Here is a 20,344-nt window from a genome sequence, read left to right as displayed (position 1 = left end):
CTTTGCATCCGTCTCAGGTCTCATATCTAAAATCTCAGGCCTCAAATCTCCTTAAGCGCCAAACCTAATCCACTTATCGCCCTCATGGCCAAAAATGAAAGAACCAGGGTGCAACATTTCGGCAATATCTTCTACAAGTGCAACTGCGTTTTCGGCAGTTTTTTCGCGGTTCACATCATCATTCAATAAAATAATGCGGTTGTTTTGTACGGCCTGCCAATCGGTATCTAGTACCGCAGGAACCTCTCTCATTAAATCAGTCAGGGTTTTGCCCGGTTGGTAATAAATGATAAAAACAGCGCTCAGAATATCAGTTTCTACCATTCCGCCAGCTACCGAAATTTCTTCTGATAAAAGATATACCGGGTTATTCCCTGTATCCAGGCAAGCTACAGGCATTTTATCCATAAATTTAATCTTGTGCTCTACTAGATCTAAACGTTCCTGTAATTCTTCTTGTTTAGCAGCATCAAGGCCAATAAATAAATCGTTTAAAAAAGACATCTGCATTAAATTTATTAATTTGTGCAAAAATAACATTCCTGATCGCATGCGAGGCTCATTTAAGTATATATTTTGGATTTTTTGTGTCACATTATTTTTTTCATGCAAGGAAAATGCTGGTCATCAGGACAAAAAAGTCTTCAATATCAATCTCGATCAGGGCTTAACTTCAATTGACCCTGCTTTTGCACGCAACCAAAATGCCATCTGGATGACCAACCAAATTTTTAATGGTCTGGTACAGATCGATTCTTCGTTACAAACCGTTCCCTGTATTGCCAAAAGCTGGCAGGTTTCTGAGGATGCGCTCATCTACACTTTTAATCTGCGAAATGATGTTTACTTTCACGACGACCCGATTTTTATAAATGGAAAGGGAAGAAAAGTTGTTGCCCGCGATTTTGTATATAGTTTTTATCGTTTGATCGACCCAAAAGTAGCCTCTTCAGGAGGATGGATTTTTAGCGACAAGGTAAAAGATGAACATAATTTTATTGCGCTCAATGATTCTACCTTCCAGATCAAACTGGTGCGTCCTTTCCCTCCTTTCATGAGTTTGCTCACCACCCAATATTGTTCTGTGGTACCTAAGGAAGTAGTAGACCAATATGGAAAGGATTTCAGAAGTCACCCCATAGGTACAGGTCCATTCAAATTTAAATATTGGAAAGAAGGCGAGATCCTGGTTCTGCTAAAAAATGAACATTATTTTGAAAAAGACGCTAAAGGGCTAGCCCTACCCTATCTCGATGCCGTAAAAGCCAGCTTCATTACCGATAAACAAAGTGGGTTTATGAGTTTCCTAAAAAAAGACCTGGACTTCTATTACAATGTAGATGGCAGTTACCGTGACGACATCCTTACCAAAAGCGGAAAGATGACCTCAAAATACAAAGGGAAATTTACGTTAACCAAAAGCCCATATCTATGCACAGAATACGTTGGAATATTGGTCGACACAAACCTTTCGATTGTTAAAAATTCGCCTTTACGGTTAAAAAAAATCCGACAAGCGATAAACTACGCCATCGATCGTGATCGCCTGATCAAATATTTAAGAAACGGGATTGGCGTTGCCGCTACATCTGGTTTCATCCCGAAGGGAATGCCTGGCTTTGATAGCCTGGCTGTTCGTGGATATGCTTATAATCCGAAACTGGCCGCTAAACTTTTGGAGGAAGCTGGTTTCCCTGAAGGCAAGGGCATGGCAGAAGTAACGCTAAACACCACCACTACCTATAAGGATCTGATTGAGTTTATACAGGGGGAGCTTACTGCAATTGGCATTAAAACCAAAATTGATGTAAGTCCGAGTGCCAGTTTAAGGGATTTAATGTCGAAAAACAATGTCAACTTCTTCCGTGGTTCGTGGCTGGCAGATTATGGTGACGGAGAAAATTTCCTATCAATGTTTTACTCCAAAAATAAAGTGCCATACGGACCAAATTATACCGCATTTTACAATAAGGACTTCGATCAGCTTTTTGAGAAAAGCTATTACGAAACCGATAAGGAGAAACGGTTTGAATTGTACCGTAAAATGGATCAGATGGTGATGGATTACGCTCCTGTTGTCCCATTATTCTACGATCAATCAGTTGTGATGCTGCAGAATAATATTTCTGGTTACTCCTTTAATCCATTAAGTTTAATGACTTTAAAACGGATTAAAAAGAAGTAATCCATCTTTGAGTTTATTTTTTATCCATCAGTTTCCTTTTAAGAAAATCAGCCGTTGCTTCGCTCACCTTTAAACCATTTGAAAACTTCATCCAATGGTGGGTATCATCCGGGATCGCCAAAAACTCAAAATCAAACTTCTTATCTTCAAAACGTTTGGCCAGATCAACACTCTGGCTAAAGGCAACATTCCGGTCATCATCAGCATGGATAATCAGCGTTGGAGAAGTCCATGTGCCAACATAATTCACAGGTGACGATTCATCCGCTATCTTTGCCGCGAGTTGGGCATCTGGAGCGGGCTTCTTGCCTTCGGCATCTAAATTAGTGAACCTGTTGTTTACCCCATGAATATCAACCCCTGCAGCAAATAGTTTAGAATCTTTGCCAAGCGCCAGTGCAGTTAAATATCCGCCATAAGAGCCGCCATAAATCCCTATTTTTTCTTTGTTAATATTTTCTTGTTTGGCAAGCCATTCGCCAGCGGCCTTGATATCCTGATATTCAGACGCACCTTGGGCACCTGCATTAACCGGCTTATGAAACTCGTAACCATAACCAATCCCTAAGCGGTAATTTACGGATAAAACAGTAAAACCCAGGTTCACCAGATATTGATTTAAAGCATAATCGATAGAATAATAGTCCATCGGGTTCCAGCCTAAAAACATCTGCCTTTGTGGCCCACCATGCACATAAACAATTGCAGGACGTTTTTTAATGACTTTTCTGGGAGAGAACAATTGGGCATAAACCATTTTTCCATCGGGAGCTTTAAAACTGACATGTTTAGGCACAACCATATCCTTGATTGGAAAATCCTGAGGAATAAGCGATTCGCTAATCAGGTTTACTGTTTTTTTACCACCGATGATCGCTGGCAAGAGCGGTCTTTCGGCAGTAGCACTCAAACAGAAAAAGCTTTGGTTGTCGCCAGCAATTACCGGATAAGCCTCTATTCCTTTTCCAGCGCTTAAAACCTGCATATTTGCCTGATCAACCGAAACTTTATAAATATGCCTTCTGTCCAGATCATCTTCATCATTACCAGTATTGGCTGCAAAAACCAATATTTTTTTATCACTGCTCAGCTTAACGTTTTCTACGGAAAAATTTCCAGGTGTAAGCAACAAACGTTTCGAGCCATCTGCATTTATGGAGTACAGATGTGGCCATCCGTCTTCATAAGAGGTAAAAATAATTTTGCCATCCCCCCATAACAGATTTGCCCCACCATCAACCGAAGGAAAAGAACCCCTCAGTGTTTCGGGAGCTTTCCAGATCTGTTTTCCTGCACCGGTATTGACGTTAACCGCCCAGATGGCCCAGGGCTGATGCTTTTTTGTCAAAATGGAATCTGTTTCACCACCCGTTCCTGGCGTCCTGATAAATGCGATATCATTTCCATCGGGCGACCATACAGGTGTACCATCTTTAGAAAAAGAAGGCAATAACCATTTGATGGGTGTTTGCTGATTGGTATAAATCCCTAAAAAAGCATGATCTGTACGATTGGAAATAAAAGCAATTTTCTTTCCGTCTGGCGACCATTTATAAGCGCCGTTAATCCCTTTGGCATAAAATAAGCTTTTCGCAGCTGATGTACCATCCAGTGAGGCGATCATCACCTGGCCGGCCTTAGCAAAAAGCACCTGGCTGCTATTGGGCGAAATTACCGGATTATCACCTTCACCGATCTGAACCACTTTTCCACCTTCAAAAGGAATGCTGTACACCTCAACTTTTGGCGCAATTGGAGAAGAGTTTGCATTAACCGGACCGCCATCGCGCCCACCATGATCTCCACCTCGCACAAATGCAATCCATTTACCATCGGGAGAAATAGACAGGCTGCTTAGCTCTTGCCCATCATCCTCAATATAATCTGTAATTTTTACGGCTTTATAATCTGGGGCTTGCGCGGTATAAATGTTTCTTTTCCCTTGTTCATTTGCCGCCCAGGCAATTTTAGCACCAACAGGTGAGGCCACCAGTTGGGTTGGAAAGGGATACGACAAAACCGATTTTAAACTAAAAGACTGTGCGAATATATTGGCGGTAGAAAGTAAAATAATGAGGATAAATAGTGGTTTTTTCATTCCTTCGGATTTTGAGATAAATTATAAAAAAAAGCCCTAACCATGAGATGATTAGGGCTTGGAAAACTATTTTTTATAAGATTGTTACTGATCCCACCACAATTTGGTTGTTCTTAACACATCTGCCGGAACATTTGCTCCATTTTTACTTCTCTCGCCCTGTGGATAATCTAAGCGGCGGATAAAATCCGGAAGCGCCTTGTTAACTGGCAGGGTGAAATCTTTGTACATATAATCGAAACGGCGGGCATCATTCCAGGCTTCAGGATTTAAGTAGGTTGCGATATACTTTTCTTTAAAAACCAGGTCTTTTGTCAATGCCGCAGCACCAACATTAACTACAGGGTTGGCCAGATAAGCATCTCTTGCAGTAGTTGAAACCGTTAATTTGTCCATATTGGCACTAATGCCAGCCAAATAAGCCGCATAGGCTTTGGTTTTATCGGTATCGAAATAAGCTTCAGCTTCAATAAACTTCAGCTCAGCAAAAGTAACAATCAGTAGAGGAGCAGTATTGCTGGTCCATGGAGAATTACTTGAGATATAACACTCATCTTTGGTTGTGTTTGCTCCAGGCGCCCGGTTACCAGCACCATTTACGGTTCCGATATAAGTATTATTCACGGTTTTGTCGGTAATTTTTTCTAAACGCGGATCTACAACGCCAGAAAAAGTTGTGCCGTTCAAAGCATCGATCAACTGCTCAGAAAGCCATCCACCTAACGATTGCTGCGAGTTAGACAAAGCCACATTCGCCCATGGATTTCGCTCTTTAAAGGTAGCCATGCCTGCATCATCTCCATTTCCGGTAAAAGAATTGCTCAATGCTGTGATTACGGCAGTAGGGTTATACCCACTGGTTTTACTTACCTTGATCAATAACCTGGCTTTTAAAGCATAGGCCATTTTTAACCAGTTTGCCCTTTCGGTGGTCGATTTTCCATAAATCAAATCGCTGGTTGCCGCCAATTTAACTGTAGCATTGGTTTTAGCAAGTTCAACAATGGCTTCATCTAAAAGTGCGATGGCTTGTGTGTAAACTTCCTGCTGTTTATCATATTTAGGATTTAGGTTATTAATGTTAAAGGCTTGCGAAAATGGAGCATCTCCCCATAAATCATTCACCAAACTCAGGTTATACGCAATAATGACATCGGCAACGCCTTTGTATTCGCTCGAACCTTGCGCTACGGCCAGTTTTTTCATTTCGTTAGCGTCAGCCATCGCAAAATAAAGGGCATCCCAGGTAGCGGTAAAATCAATGGCCTGATAGGTATCACCAGCACCATTTGCTGCTGGGTTGGCGGTATATTGCACATATGGGGCAACTATACTTCCAATCAGGTAATTATTATTTCCAATCTTATAGGTTGATGTAGCCAACAGGGTACTGAGGGTGGGTACAGGCACCTGATTCGGATTATCAGATAACTTATCAAAATAATCGTCTTTACAACTTTGCAAACCTAGTATTGCAATTAAAGCTGCGCACAATGTAATTTTTATATTTTTTTGCATCGTAATTCTTTTTAAAAACCAACATTAAGGGTGAACATAATAGTGCGGGCAGATGGATAGGTAAATCCGGCTGAGCCATCATTATTGCTACCCGAATCGTAAGAACTCGATTCCGGATCCACACCATAATATTTCGTCCACAACCATAAATTATTTCCGGTAACAGACAGTGAAGCATTTTTGATCGATTTTGCTGGCAACCAGTTTTCCGGAAGATTATACGTTAAACTTGCCGAACGTAAACGTACCCATGAAGCATCACTTACAAAAGGCTCAGAAACGTTACGGTAATAGATGCGGTAATATCCTTCACCGTAATCAACACCATCCGGACCTAATTTTTGCCCCATATAAACGGGCTTAGTGTTCGGTTGTCCATTGGCCAATACACCATCAAATACTTTCACTGTTCTTCTATCAACGGTATAATCAGGTAATCCGAAAGCCGAATAAAAATCTTCTAACCAATTGTATTTTTCAAAACCTAAACGGGCATCAAACAATACGTTTAAGCTGAAGTTTTTGTACCTGAAAGTATTGCCCATTCCAATGATATAGTTAGGCTGAGAGTTACCCAATAATTTTTGTTTTCCGCCAGAAATGCTTGGGAATCCGTTTGCACCAATGAGCAAGGGCAGATTTTTATCAAGAACGATTGGATCTTCTGGCGTAGTTCCATAATAACGGTTAAAATAACTGCCATAAATATTGCCATAAGGTTGTCCCTGAATCAGTTTCATGGTTACACCTGCATTGCCATAACCTCTTGCCGCACCATATACAATTTCAGATATTCCGTTAGGCATACTCAGTACCATATTTCTATTGGCAGAAAGGTTCACATTTACATCCCATTTAAAATCTTTTGACACAATGGGTTTACCATTCAGCACCAATTCTACACCCCTGTTGCGGATGTCGCCGGCATTGATCGATTTGGTTACATAACCTACCGCCGAAGAGATCTGTGTTTGGATGATCTGATCCTTGCTTAATGAGTAATAGTAGGTAAAATCGAAGCCTAAACGGTTTTTAAAGAACGACATCTCTAAACCAGCTTCATAGGTATTGGTAAACTCGGGACGAAGATCGGGATTACCCAGGTTTGGGGCAATGGTTAAACCGCCTGTTCCTGTTGGTAATGAGGTATAAGGCGAATATCCAGTAAATGTAGAATATTCTGAGGCGTCTTTTCCGATCCTGGCATAGGATAAACGCAACTTGGCCTGACTGATCACGGCAGGCAATTTAAACTGATCAGAGAACACATAACTTAAACTTGCTGAAGGATAGAAAAACGACCTGCTTGCCTTCGGCAGCGTTGAAGTGATGTCATTTCTCCCAGTTAGGGTTAAGAAAAGGTAGTTTTTGTAATCAAAGGTCGCTTCTCCAAAATAACCGATCAGTCTTTTTTGTTTAAGGGTCTGCGTTGGCGTAAGCACACCTGCATTAGCTAAATTAAAGAAATCGTACACACCAAGGATACTGCCTAAAGTACCAATTTCTTTCGACTTACGATCGTAAAGTTCTTGTCCGAGTCTTAAAGTTCCGGTAATATCATCTGTTAGTTTAGAGGTTAAGGTGGCGACAAAAGTACTGTTGATAGTTCTAAATTTGGTGTTGTACTCACCATAAAACCCCTGCGCATTATCATACATGGCTTCATTAAAATACATTGGGCCACGGGCTGTACGCACACGGTTATCGTTATACGTATCGATCCCTAAACGATAAGAAAAATTAAGCCATTTGGCAGGATCATAACTTAGGCTTGTTCCACCAATAAAACGGTTAACATCACCTTTAAACCTATTGTTTGCCGTACCCCAGATCGGGTTATTGGTACCAAAGTATTTTTGTGAACCATCTGCGTTCTGATAATCTGCTACATCATAACGTGGCGACCAATATGCCAAACTTTCGCCAAAACGATCTGCACTATAGCTATATCCGCCCGAGTTGGTGAAATTCATATTTACAGAGGCCTTAAATTTTGGACTAATGATAAAATCCGTATTTAAGCGCCCCGAGAAGTTTTTGTTATCGGTATTCGGCATCATTCCTTTTTGGTAAAGTTGCGAAATCGAAGAGAAAAATTTAATTGCTTCACTTCCGCCTGTAACTGACAATGAGTTTTTAATCTGCTGGCCAGTACCAAAAGCACGGTCGTAGTTATTGAACAGTTGATCAGGATGTGTAGGATCGATCAGCTTCGCTTCCGCAATGGTTGGTCCCCATGCCGGACCGATACCGCCTGGAGGATTGGTATAAACACCTAAAACACCTTGAGTATATTCTGTCTGCACATCTGGCGATTTCAACACCTGGTCAAAGCCATAACTACTGTTAAAATTAACACTAACGCCATTCTGCTTGCCTCTTTTTGTGGTAATGACCACCACACCATTTGCTCCCCTCAATCCATAAAGCGCAGTAGCGGCACCTCCTTTTAAAATATTGATGGTTTCGATATCTTCCGGATTAATGTCTGAAGCCCTATTGGTTACTCCTCTTGCACCAAATGCACTTCCGTCGGGATTAGCCCCAACAGTAGAGGTTGAGTTATCGATCTGCACCCCATCAATCACATATAAGGGATCGCCAGAAATATTGGGATCAATAGAGTTAACTCCCCTGATCCGGATACTAGCGCCCTGACCTGGCCCGCCACCGGTACTTGAGATAGTGGCACCAGCAATTTTACCTTGTAACGCATTAAGCAAGTTAGGCTGGTGGTTATAATTAAGATCTTCGGATTTTACAGATTGTGCGGCATATCCTAGTGATTTGGCCTGACGGGTAATTCCTAAAGCTGTTGAGATGGTTACCTCCTGAAGTTCCTGGGCATCTGAAGCCAGAACCGCATTAACGGTTATTTTATTACCCACCGTAATTTCTTGTGTTTTATATCCTAAAAGGCTAATGATAAGCACTGCATTGGGTGATGGTACCTGAATGGTAAAACTGCCATTCCCATCGGTAGAGGTACCTGTTGTAGTACCCTTAATTTTTACACTTGCACCCGGCAAGGGGCCTCCATCGTCAGTGGAGGTTATTTTCCCTGTTATTGTTTTTACCTGGGCCAACGCTGAAAGGCCAGTGAGTAAAATACACAGAAAAAAAAGTGAAGTAAAGATTTTTCTCATATCTCAATTATTTAGGTTAAGGATTTGTTAGTTATCGCAATATAAGATTTTTACAAACAAGAACACGCACAAAACACGACCAATCAAGCTAAATTTCGTACAATTGTTGATACAAAAAGCCTTCTAACCGCAAAAACACGCAAAATTCAAGATTAAAAACGCAAAACACTCAAGAATATCAAGTTCTAAAGCAAAAACAAGTAGCTCACCAACTTACTTATTGTACATTTTACACTATAACCAAACAGCAACCCCATCTTAAACACAAAAGTCTTTCCGAATTACCGGAAAGACTAATATTATATATTTAGACTGAGTTTTTATTGCTGAACGCCACCGCCCATGCCTCCACCTTGTTGCTGTTGATCTTGCTTCACATCGTCATTTTTGATTTTTTTCTTCTCGGTAAACTTAAGCTTACCGAAAGAATAGCTAAAGTTAACACCGAATGAACGTAGAGGATAATAAATATTAGCACTTTGGTAAATCGTACTTGTTGCATTTATCGCATTGTTTACTGTTTTTATATGTAAATCTTTCGTGAACGGATTTAGAACGTTAAGACCAATACTACCCTTTTTCTTCAAAATATCTTTCTTGATAGATCCCCCATAGATATAGAATGGATCTGTTGAACCTTGATAGGTACGCCTTTTCGAGGTGATCACATTAAAAAGCTCAAAATTGTAGCCTTTGCCAAAACCATAAGCAGAGCGTATAAACCAGTTGAAATTAAAATATGTACCTGTATTGATATTGGTTTGGGTATTAGTTACTGAATAAGTATTTCCAGCAAAATTTGTCATCAGTGTCCATTTCGGTTTAATGTTGTACGATGCGAAAAGATTGAAGCCATAGGTTTCTGCTGTACCAACATTGATATATGAGGTTAAGGTTTTGTCAACCAATTTATTTGTTGTCGTATTTAACTCTTTAAATGAAGAAATAGAACTTTCGATAACCCCACCTGTACGGCGGTAAAAAACTGATGCGTTGATAACAGAACCCTTGATAAATGTTGAATATCCAAGCTCTAGATTATCACTTAACTCCGGGCTTAACTGCGGATTTCCCTGTTGAACATTAAACAAATCACTTGTATTTCTGAATGGGTTTAAATAAGATTGAGTAGGCCTCTGCACCCTGCGGTTATAGCTCAATTTAAGCGTTGTACTACCTTTTAGGGTTCTGGATACAATTACACTGGGAAACAGATTGAAGTAATCATTTTTTTGAATTCCACTGTTTTGGGTATTGAAATCTATTTGAGTGTATTCGGCTCTTAAACCACCCTTAACTTGTATTTTCTTGGCTAAATTGAAGCTGATTACACCATAACCTGCTCCAACATTTTGGTTATATTCGAAATCTTGTGCAGAAACATCAAACTGGCTTTTAATATCTCTGAAAATACCTTTAGCCCCAACCTCTAAAACTACAGCCTTACTAAATGGATAAGTGTAATCGGTTTGAGCTGTGTATTCATTATTCTTACCTGTATTATTACTAATCAGCGTTTGCCCAGTTATAGCACCATCAGGAATGTAAGTATTACTAAAACTTGTTGGGGTACGACCTGTTGAAAGCTGTGCAGAAATTGAAAACTCCTCTCCTTCCTTTTTACTGGTTTTACGGTAATCTACATTCCAATCCATATTATTAAACGTCATATCCATATCGCTAATATTGGTTGCTGCCAAATTATTGATAATATATTTAGATGAACCTGGACCACCATTAGAAAAGTTATTTAGTTTAACTGTTGTACTAATGTTATTGTAAGCATTAAAGTCATAATCTAAACCTAAACTTCCATTGTAACCATTGCGACTCCATTTAGAAACACCATCCTGTACTCTGTTGTCGGTAGTTCCATCCTTGTTTATAGTATTGGTTACAAACGATGTTCTTGAATCTTGGGCGTAAGCCAAGTTTGTACCTAAACTGGTATTTACACTCAAACGACCAGTTTTTGCGGTTAGATTAAATGCTCCATTATTTTGACGCGTTCCTGCCGCTGCACTAACACTTCCCGAAACGCCTTGAGCACTAGATTTTTTTGTGATAATATTAATAATACCGCCAGAACCTTCCGCATCGTATTTAGCAGATGGGCTTGTAATTACCTCTACACTCTTAATTTGTTCAGCAGGAATCATCTTTAATGCATCAGCTACGCTACTTGCCATCGTACCAGATGGTTTACCATTAATTAAAACCCTTACTGCTGCACCACGAAGTTGAATGTTTCCCGTAGGATCTACTGAAAGCATTGGTACTTTTCGCATTACATCTGTAGCATCGCCACCTGCATTTGTACCATCAGCTTCTGCATTGTAAACCATTCTATCGATTTTATTTTCAATAACCGCTTTTGTTCCTTCAATCTGAACATCGGCCAAAGTATTTTCCGATCCTGAGATATAAATGGTCCCGATATTGTTATCGGGTTTAGATGGCGTTGTGGTCACCAGAACAGATTTTGTTTTGTAACCCATAAAACCGATCATCAGTTTATAAGAATCCGGTGATACGTTTTGCAAGCTTAGTTTACCTTTTTCGTCAGTTACACCACCGTTTACGGATTTGTTGTCTTTAGCCGTAACCAACGATACAGTTGCGTAATCAATCGGTTTTTTGGTTAATGAATCGAGTATGGTGGCAGTGATACGTCCGGTAACAGTAGATTTTTTAGGGCCTCCACCAAAGCCGCCAGGAAACTGGGCATGCGCGGTGAAAAATATTCCAAGGATGAAAGTTAATAGTAAAAGTTTTTTCATGGTAAGAGTTAGTCTTTTGTAATTAGTCTACGCAAATTGCATTTTGTTACAAAGATACGCTATACTTTTTACGCTAACCCCTATCAATTGATCGGCAAACGACGTAGATTGATCGGTGAATGAAAAGTTCATTGGGTCATTAGTCAGTAGTTAGTTGGTTGATAGTCCAAGTTTAATTGTTTAAATCGGTTAATTGAAGCCAAACGCCTAAGCTCCCAACTTTTTAACCCGACTCAGGACTAAAGACTACAGACTTAGGACTATCTCCCTATCTCGAAATATTATTTGGCCTTGAATAAACCATCTGCATTACATTAATGTTCCGCATGGCAAATGCAGCTTCGCAATAGTTTAAATAATAATTCCATTTGCGGACAAAAGTCTCGTCGAATCCAAGAGCTTTAACCTTATCAAGGTTTTTATTAAATTCTATAAACCATAAATGCAAGGTCCGGGCATAATCTAAACCCATATCCTTTAAATCAACTAGTGTTAAATCGCCAGTTTCATTTATTGCTCTGTTCATGGCCGCTACCGAAGGCAAAAGCGAGCCCGGAAAGATGTGTTTCTGAATCCAGTCTACACCGTTTCTTAGTTTATCGTATCTGCAATCGGGCGAGGTAATTACCTGAAAGGCAAAAATCCCGTCAGGTTTTAAAAGATCCTGACATTTTTCGAAATACTTTTCCAGGTATTGGTGACCAACGGCCTCCAACATTTCGATGGAAACAATCTTATCAAAAGTACCTTCAATTTTACGGTAATCCTGAATGATGATGGAAACTTTATCTGCCAGGCCTTCCGCATTCACACGTTCTACGGCAAGTTTCTGTTGTTCTTTTGAAATGGTAACAGAGGTAACTTTACAGCCGTAATTTTTCGCTAGAAATATCGCATTACCGCCCCAGCCACTACCAATTTCCAATACATGATCGGTGGCTTTAATTTTTAGCTGTTTTGCCAACCGGTCGTATTTAGCATACTGAGATTCCTCTAAACTTAAATCTTCAGGGCTAAAATAACCACTCGAATAAGTCATGGTTTTATCCAGAAAAGTGGCAAAGAAATCGTTATTAAGATCGTAATGTGCTGAAATATTTTTTTGCGATCCGGCCAAAGTATTGGCTCTGCGCACATGATAAATCTTGTTTACCCATTTAAAAATATTTAAAGCAATAGATTTCACCTTACTTCCTGTGATGGAAGGTGCGTTTTCGATGTTAAGGATTACCCATTTAATTACATTGGTAATATTTGTAGTGTCCCATAAACCTGATGTATATCCCTCTCCAAAACCGATATCGCCATAAAGGGCTATCGATTTAAAAAAATCTGGATGATTAACCTGAATATGTGCTTCAATTTTATGCTCACCGTTTCCAAAAACTAAAGTTTCGCCACTTGGCAGTGAAAGTTCTAATTTCCCCAATGTCATTTTAGACAGTGCGTTAAGCACTACTCTTTCGAAAAAACCTGTTGATGTTCTGGTAGCGGTAAGCGTATTCATAATCTTTTGATCTATTTGATTTGTGGTTTATAGGGTTTATATACGTTACGTTGCAGTCCAGGGTTTTCAGCTTTTGGATGAAAAGGTATTTTTTTTATCCAGAGTTTAAAAGCCTGCCAATGGATCATACCCATAATCTGCAGCGGAATAAATGGTATAGAGAGAAAATACCGCAACATATTGGCGTTGGTTAATGGCTTTTTTTCTCCCTTTAAGGTACTGATAAAAAACAATTTACCATTTTTATCCAGATCATCAATTTTAATATCAAGTGTATCTGTTGGCACTTTAAGTTTAAAATCAAATGAATCGTCGTGATCAATAAATGGTGAAACATAAAAATATTTTGTCGTAATTTTTTTAAAGGTATCACCATCCAATTCATCTTTTCCAAAGAAAAAAAGTTTCATTTCGCGATACGTATTGCTGATTTCGGCCACGCAACAAACCGGATTATCCTGCCGATCGAAACAATAATAGAAGGAGACCGGATTAAAATTATAACCTAAAACATTAAGGTTGGTGAGCAGCTTAATTTTAAGCTGGGTTCCATCCACGCCATTTTCCTTTAAATAATCTTCTACGTGCTGACGGGTATTTTTGCTTTGATCGGGATTTTCCTTTGGCAACTGAAGATGCTCGGCATCTCTGAAAGAAAACAGGTTAAATTTATTCCTACTGAACCAACGCAATTTTTGACTGAGCAGATCCAACTCATCCAGATCGATATAGAACATATACACCCTGTACCAAAAGGAATGTTTTTTTGGTGCCAGGCGATGGTGCATCACCTTTGCGGTGTAGATGTTTGATGTGAGCTGCATTTCTTATTACAATTTACAAAATTTTATTGTTGATTTTTACCTTTACTCACTATCATTCTGAGTTATTGTCATTCTGAGCACAGCGAAGAATCTCTGCATTAAAACTACAATTTGATTACTACTCCATGGTCTGTGCCCCACAGGCCATTTAACTTATAATTTCGATCTGTGAGGACACAGACCGAGGAGAATAGATTCGTCATTTCGAACGGATCCGATAGCTATCGGGTGCAACGCAGTCGAGAACCACGAAGTGCTCAGCGAAGCTAATCTTAATGCAGTTTTTAAGCAGGGCTAAGTATTACGATTCCCAATCAAGTTGGGAATGACGCAAAACACTATAATCCTTTACACAACTCCACCGCACTTTTATACGCATCCTCATGGAAACCATATTTAAAATAACTTCCACAATAATATATAGGGCCTGTTTCGTTTAGTTTGTGCAATTGCTCCTGCGCCTGCATAGCCGGAACATCAAATAAAGGGTGATGGTAATCGATTTCTTTTACGATTTTTTCAGGGTTTAGGGAGTCTGTCGGGTTAATGGAAACAAAATAATTCTGCTTCTTAGAAACACCCTGTAAACTGTTCATCCAATAAATGGTACTTGGCAACACCTTTCCGCCCTGTTTTTCTACACGATAATTCCAACTGCTCCAGGCCAGTTTCGCTTTAGGCATTTGCTTTTCATCGGTATGTACTACAGCTTTGTTCAGTTGGTATTTAAATTTAGAAAGCAACTCGGTTTCGAGGGCGGTTTTATCTTTTACGATTTCGAAAGTCTGATCGGCATGGCTGGCCATAATTACCTTGTCGAATTCAAGTTTTTCTCCCCTTTGATTTTCTACTTCAACTTTGCCATTCTCCAAACGTTTTACAGAAACGATTTTATTGTTGATTTTAATCCTATCGCGAAAAGGAGCGATCAGTTTTTCGCGGTAAGCCTGACTTCCATTTTGCAAAGTATACCATTGATGTTGGGTATCTAATCCCAAAAAGCCATGATTTTTAAAAAAACGGATCAGGGTAATTGCAGGAAAATCGAGAATCTGTTCCATCGGTGCGCTCCATACCGCAGCACTCATCGGAATGAGGTATTGCCAGAGCATCTCATCACTATAACCAAATTCTTTAAAAAACCTGCCAATAGAATAATCCTGATACTCTGGTCTATCCAGAATTTCGATACTCTGCTTATTAAAACGGTTAATCTGCATCAACATTTTTAAATAAGAAATATTGAAAAGGTTTTTCCGCTGGGCAAAAAGATGATTCAAACTCGAGCCACTATATTCGAGCTTTTTAGGAAGAAACTGGACACTGAAAGACATGTCTGTTTTAATCACAGGCGCATCGATTTCTGCAAACATTTCGGTTAAATTCGGATACGTTTCGTAGTTAAAAACCATAAAACCGCTATCCAGGTAAATGGGCTTACCATCTTCTTCAAGCGTAATCGTATTGGTATGGCCACCAATATAATCGAGTTCTTCAAATAGGGTAATATCGTATTGATGTTGCAGTTTATGGGCACAACCCATGCCAGCTATTCCGGAGCCGATAATGGCAAGTTTATTCATAATGTAATATTGAAAATGGATGATGGATAATCTGGTTTGAAAAACGGAGAATGGCTAATGGACACTTTGCTGCCTTCATTATCCATCTTCCATTTTACATTATTTGTTCTTTTCAAACAAATAATGACACACCATCCACTCGTTACCTTTATTGTAATTAAACAGCTCGGCGCACGACATGTAAAACAACCGCCAATACACCCACCATTTTACGGCCTGATCTTTACCATAGGTACTTTCCAAAATGGGCATAATCTCCTTTTTATGTTTGTCCATATTGCTTAACCAGGCTTCAGATGTTTTGCCATAATTGGTTCCGTTTACCACCCAATGTTTGTCGATTCTAAGATCATCATTGAAATAGAAAAACAAGTGGTTAGAAGGCATAATGCCACCGGTAAAAAAGTATTTGCTCATCCAATCGGTTTCATCAATCACCTCAAATTTGTATGCTAAAGTTTTATGTGTAAAAATGTGCACAAACAATTTGCCATCTGGTTTCATAAACGAAGCTACCTTATTGAGCAAAAATTTATAGTTGCGCATGTGCTCAAACATCTCTACCGAAACCACCCTGTCAAATGTATCGGCAATGGTAAAAGTGTTCATATCTGCTGTTAAAACCGTTAGGTTCTGAATCCCCCTTTGTTTTGCGGTTTCATCGATAAAAATCTTCTGAGTTGCCGAGTTCGATACCACAGTAAAAGTACTTTCCGGGAATTTTGCCGACATATAAAGCGAAAGTGATCCCCAGCCACAGCCCAGTTCCAAAACATTCTGCCCATTCTGTAAATCGGCTCTTTTGCAGGTTAAGGCCAACATATCATCCTCTGAGGTATCAATATCCTTAACGCCGGGTTTCCAATAACCACTGCTGTATTTTAGGTTTTTGCCCAAGCAGTATTGAAAAAATTCGGTAGGCAATTCATAATGCTGCTCATTGGCATCGGCTGTATTTACCGCTATAGGCGACTGTTTAAGCTCCGAAACCAGGTCCATAAATTTTTCCTGTTGTAATTCTTCATCACCCAAGGTTTCATCATCTAAACGTTGTTTACATAATTTTCTAATGCCGATACGCAAGGCAGTATCCGGAAGTTTGTCGTTTTCTAAAAGTTTATCGTACCACATATAGTTTGAAGTTTGATGGTCGGAAGTCCGAAGTCGGAGGTCCGGTGTTGTTGTTCTATACGCAAAATGCCTAACGACAGTTTGTTTATTTTTGATTTTATAGCTTTATTGCCCTTAAAATTAATTGACAGCCAAACCTCGGTCTTTCGGTTTCCTGACTTCCCGACTATTTCTTTTTCCCCCAAGGGAAAAAAGCACTCGTTGTTTGTTGATATTTTTTATAAGCCACGGGTTTGCTCCTTAAATTCTGCTCTTCGTTGTTCGGAACGCCGGTAACTTTAGTTAATAAATATAAAATAATTACCGGACTGATGATGGCCAAACTACCCCATGGCGATGCCAGCGCGAAAATAAAATAGGCCATCCACGTTAACCATTCAAAGAAATAATTTGGGTGTCGGCTGTAATACCACAAACCGGTATCGCACACTCTGCCTTTATTGCTTGGATCTTTCTTAAATGCTGCTAACTGTCTATCTGCAATCATTTCGCCAAAAAAGGCAATTGCCCAAACCAAAGCACCCGCAAACTCTAAAAGAGAAATAGACTGCGAAGGATTTGCCGTAATAATAAAAAATGGAATGGCCAAAATCACGTTAGATATGGCCTGAAACTGGAAAAATACAAAGAAATTGCGGTTGGCTTTAACACCCCATTCTTTACGGAGCTGCTCATAGCGTCCTTCCTCTTCATCCAAATGACCAATAACGCGTTGCCAAAGGTGGGCACCCAATCGCAGTTCAGCAAGCAAAAACATCCCGCAGATTAAAATTTTCCGGGGATCAAAACCCTCCGACATAAAAAAAGTAATTAGCGTAATGACCGGAAAATTTAAAGCCCAGAACACGTCAACCACACCAGCGTTTTTGATTTTCTTTGCCCAGAGCCAAACCATGGCCATGATAAAAGAGCAGGCAATTAATGAAATGAGGGCGATGAAAAGTAGATGTTTGTAATCCATAAAAGGTTTAGGGTTTAGGGCATCAGGTTTAAGAAAAAGCATTCCGCTTTAGATTTTACCTTCAGCCTTACACCTTTTGCCTTCTACCTTTTTACCAGCAATTCTTTAACACCTTCGTCATCTTTTAGTTTGAATAAATGCACTAAAACATAAGCCAAGGTTGCTATACTACCTAAACATACGAACAAAATTGCAATAGAGATTTTAAGAATAATGCTTTTTTCTTTGTAAAACATCCACAGCGTGATAATGAAGATGTTAGCATAAAAATCCCACAAAGTAGCACGCATCCACGGAATGCTGCCCAGAAAATCCCATTCATCAAAGAGGTTGCTTTCTAACGAAGTGCTAATTACCTTATAACACATAAAAACCAGCAGTGCAGCGAAAATAATTTTAAGGAAGTTGATCATGAGATGGAAATTTCGTTTTTATAAACAGTTTGCCATATATACGGTAAGGTACGTAAAAAAGATTTTAGTACACTTAACCAATATTGCCCTTCGACTACGCTCAGGCTGACAAACTCCCATAAAATCATAGCGCGCTGCAGATAGCACCTAATACATTTTGGGTGACAAGCAATCCGTGTTTCCGTGGCGAAAAGAGATAAGCAACTATTTTAATGATATGGAAAGCAGTTTCCTGCTCGTTTCGGTGGCGACAGTCCTGCCATTCGCTTTACTTCACCCGATGAAGTATCGGGTTGCGTGCCCGCTGCTGTCAGGTTTAGCCAAGATAAAAGTGCAGGGAACAAAAATAAAAAAGAATCGCGCTCAAGGCTGCGCAAGAAACCGATATGTTTTAACTTAAATGGTCTGTGGAGACACAGACCATGGAATCATGTAGCAACCCTTTGACAAGACTCAGGGTGGCCATTAATAGACAAAGAAAAACTATAAAACTTTAGTCTTTAAAACTTATACTTTCCTGATCTTAATAATCCGCATCCAATGTAATACTTTCATTACCGGATAGGTTGGATCAAACTCCCACCATTTGCTTGCAAAATTTGGGCTGTTTGGTTTTTTATGGTGGTTGTTCTGAAAAAGCTCACCCATAAGTAAAAAATCCCAGGGCAATGAGTTTTTACTATGATCGTCGTTATCGTGGTTAGAATAGCCATATTTATGACCACACCAGTTTACAATTGCACCGTGTAAAGGTCCCATTAAAAAGTGGATTGGCAATAAAATAAACAACCACCAGTGATTGGCAAAAGCAACATAAAAACCAATATAAAACAACCCACATGCAATTCTCCAGGCCCATGAATTACCGATTTTATCTACAACAGGCCATTCGGGGTAGTTACCCTGAAAAGCTGGCTCCGGTTGTATCTTAAACTGAAGATAATTCATATACATGTTTTTTGTCGCAATCATCATCCCGAAAACGTCCTTAAAGAAATGTGGCGAGTGCGGATCTTTTTCAGTGTCGCTATAAGCATGGTGCATCCTGTGCAGAATGGCATATGCCCTTGGGTTTAAAAATGACGAACCCTGCGAAATCAGTAATACCAGATAGAAAAACCGTTCCCAGAATAACTCCATTTTAAACATCTTGTGCGATGAGTAACGGTGCAGAAAAAAGGTTTGGCTAAACAGGGATAAAAACCAATGGCAAAGAAAAAAGATAAGGATGATCATGTATAATGTGTATGCTTTATAAACGGAATTTGAGGGCGTTTAGTTTCTGAGATTGTAGAAAACTGCTTTAAATTAAGCGTTTAGACAAAAATAATCCTGTTCAAATGCAATAGAACAGGATTATTTTTTTAATTATTTATTATCTACCGAAATCGTCTTGAACACGTACGATATCGCTTTCGTCTGATGGGTTCGAAGCATCAGTATGTTGCCAGATTTCTGCCACAACACCCCAATCTTCCAAACCGATTAAACGATGACGTTCGCCCTGTTGCAATTTGATCTGGTCTTTTGGTCCATATGTTTTCACTTCACCTTCTTCATCAGTTTGGCTGGTTTTAATCCCAACGGTACCGGTTACCACTTGCCATATTTCAGCTCTACGGTGGTGATATTGCCACGAAAGACGTGTATTAGGTGCAACGATTAAAATTTTCGGACTTAATTTACCACCAATTTTAAGGTCTTCAACATTTAAACCATCAAAATACGTATCGGCAAATTGTTGTGCCTGTGCTTCATCTATTACAAAGAAACCACCCCAAGGACGGGTTTCATCGCGGTTTACTACATTAAAACCTTCAATTTTTAAACGTTGTGCTACGCTTTCGAATATTTCTTTTTTGTCGTTTGTCATTGATAAAATTTGTTTTCTAATGATTGTCCAGGTGCATAGGCATTATTAAATCGCCTATGTGGTTCTATAATTGCCGCAAAAATAAGCCTAATAAATTAAAAAAGTCCATTCGGGCCTTTTATTTTTTAAAGCCAGATGGATTAATCCCGACAAAACAGCATTCAGATGGATTTAACGAACAATAGCATTATCATTTATGTGATTCAAAAACTAAGCATTTGTATTTTACATGGGCTGATTTTCATTCAAAAAATAAATGCAAAAATTTACCACATCAACTCAGTGCAAGGATTTAAAGTCGTAGATTTTCCATACCAGCAAAAAA

Annotated in this window: 14 protein-coding genes; 1 reads left to right on the top strand and 13 read right to left on the bottom strand. The window is 39.4% G+C overall.

What is annotated here, in order from left to right; translation table 11 throughout:
• Nucleotides 1-51 precede the first annotated feature (51 nt).
• The gene (locus R2S57_RS24925) at nt 52-504 is read right to left on the bottom strand and encodes a hypothetical protein (RefSeq protein ID WP_316847633.1); all 453 of its coding nucleotides are present in this window, start codon (nt 502-504) and stop codon (nt 52-54) included.
• Nucleotides 505-715: 211 nt separating this feature from the next.
• Between R2S57_RS24925 and R2S57_RS24920 the strand changes: the two genes are divergently transcribed.
• Entirely contained in the window at nt 716-2,185 is a 1,470-nt protein-coding gene (locus R2S57_RS24920) for an ABC transporter substrate-binding protein (RefSeq protein ID WP_316847632.1), read from the top strand.
• Nucleotides 2,186-2,198: 13 nt separating this feature from the next.
• Here R2S57_RS24920 and R2S57_RS24915 read toward each other — a convergent pair whose 3' ends face one another.
• The 12 genes from R2S57_RS24915 to R2S57_RS24860 form a co-directional block, all read right to left on the bottom strand.
• Nucleotides 2,199-4,283 carry a S9 family peptidase gene (locus tag R2S57_RS24915; protein ID WP_316847631.1) on the bottom strand — a complete coding sequence of 695 codons (2,085 nt, stop codon included), beginning with the start codon at nt 4,281-4,283 and terminating at the stop codon, nt 2,199-2,201.
• Between the two features lie 84 nt (nt 4,284-4,367).
• Nucleotides 4,368-5,801, bottom strand: a complete 1,434-nt coding sequence (locus R2S57_RS24910; protein ID WP_316847630.1) for a SusD/RagB family nutrient-binding outer membrane lipoprotein — start codon at nt 5,799-5,801, stop codon at nt 4,368-4,370.
• Nucleotides 5,802-5,812: 11 nt separating this feature from the next.
• Entirely contained in the window at nt 5,813-8,947 is a 3,135-nt protein-coding gene (locus R2S57_RS24905) for a SusC/RagA family TonB-linked outer membrane protein (protein WP_316847629.1), read from the bottom strand.
• A 320-nt stretch (nt 8,948-9,267) separates the two neighbouring features.
• Nucleotides 9,268-11,727, bottom strand: coding sequence for a TonB-dependent receptor domain-containing protein (locus R2S57_RS24900; protein ID WP_316847628.1), 2,460 nt, complete (start codon nt 11,725-11,727; stop codon nt 9,268-9,270).
• Between the two features lie 268 nt (nt 11,728-11,995).
• Nucleotides 11,996-13,234: a cyclopropane-fatty-acyl-phospholipid synthase family protein gene (locus R2S57_RS24895; protein WP_316847627.1), complete on the bottom strand. Its 1,239-nt coding sequence runs from the start codon at nt 13,232-13,234 to the stop codon at nt 11,996-11,998.
• A gap of 11 nt (nt 13,235-13,245) precedes the next feature.
• A complete protein-coding gene (locus R2S57_RS24890; protein ID WP_316847626.1) occupies nt 13,246-14,058 on the bottom strand; it encodes a DUF1365 domain-containing protein in 813 nt (270 codons plus the stop codon).
• A 338-nt stretch (nt 14,059-14,396) separates the two neighbouring features.
• Nucleotides 14,397-15,641 (bottom strand): NAD(P)/FAD-dependent oxidoreductase, encoded by a 1,245-nt coding sequence (locus tag R2S57_RS24885; RefSeq protein ID WP_316847625.1) that lies wholly within the window; start codon nt 15,639-15,641, stop codon nt 14,397-14,399.
• Nucleotides 15,642-15,740: 99 nt separating this feature from the next.
• Nucleotides 15,741-16,772, bottom strand: coding sequence for an SAM-dependent methyltransferase (locus R2S57_RS24880; RefSeq protein ID WP_316847624.1), 1,032 nt, complete (start codon nt 16,770-16,772; stop codon nt 15,741-15,743).
• Nucleotides 16,773-16,938: 166 nt separating this feature from the next.
• On the bottom strand, nt 16,939-17,775 hold the full coding sequence (locus tag R2S57_RS24875) for a DUF1295 domain-containing protein (protein ID WP_316847623.1): 837 nt from the start codon (nt 17,773-17,775) through the stop codon (nt 16,939-16,941).
• Between the two features lie 41 nt (nt 17,776-17,816).
• Complete coding sequence (locus tag R2S57_RS24870) at nt 17,817-18,146, bottom strand: DUF1475 family protein (RefSeq protein WP_316847622.1); 330 nt, start codon at nt 18,144-18,146, stop codon at nt 17,817-17,819.
• Nucleotides 18,147-18,653: 507 nt separating this feature from the next.
• Nucleotides 18,654-19,382, bottom strand: coding sequence for an acyl-CoA desaturase (locus tag R2S57_RS24865; RefSeq protein ID WP_316847621.1), 729 nt, complete (start codon nt 19,380-19,382; stop codon nt 18,654-18,656).
• A 139-nt stretch (nt 19,383-19,521) separates the two neighbouring features.
• Nucleotides 19,522-20,019: a phosphoheptose isomerase gene (locus R2S57_RS24860; RefSeq protein WP_316847620.1), complete on the bottom strand. Its 498-nt coding sequence runs from the start codon at nt 20,017-20,019 to the stop codon at nt 19,522-19,524.
• Nucleotides 20,020-20,344: the final 325 nt, after the last annotated feature.

It is taken from the genome of Pedobacter psychrodurus (assembly GCF_032678585.1).
Taxonomy (GTDB): Bacteria; Bacteroidota; Bacteroidia; order Sphingobacteriales; family Sphingobacteriaceae; genus Pedobacter; species Pedobacter psychrodurus_A.
The sequence above is the reverse complement of the archived record's forward strand: the minus strand, read 5'-3'. Positions and strand labels throughout refer to the sequence as shown.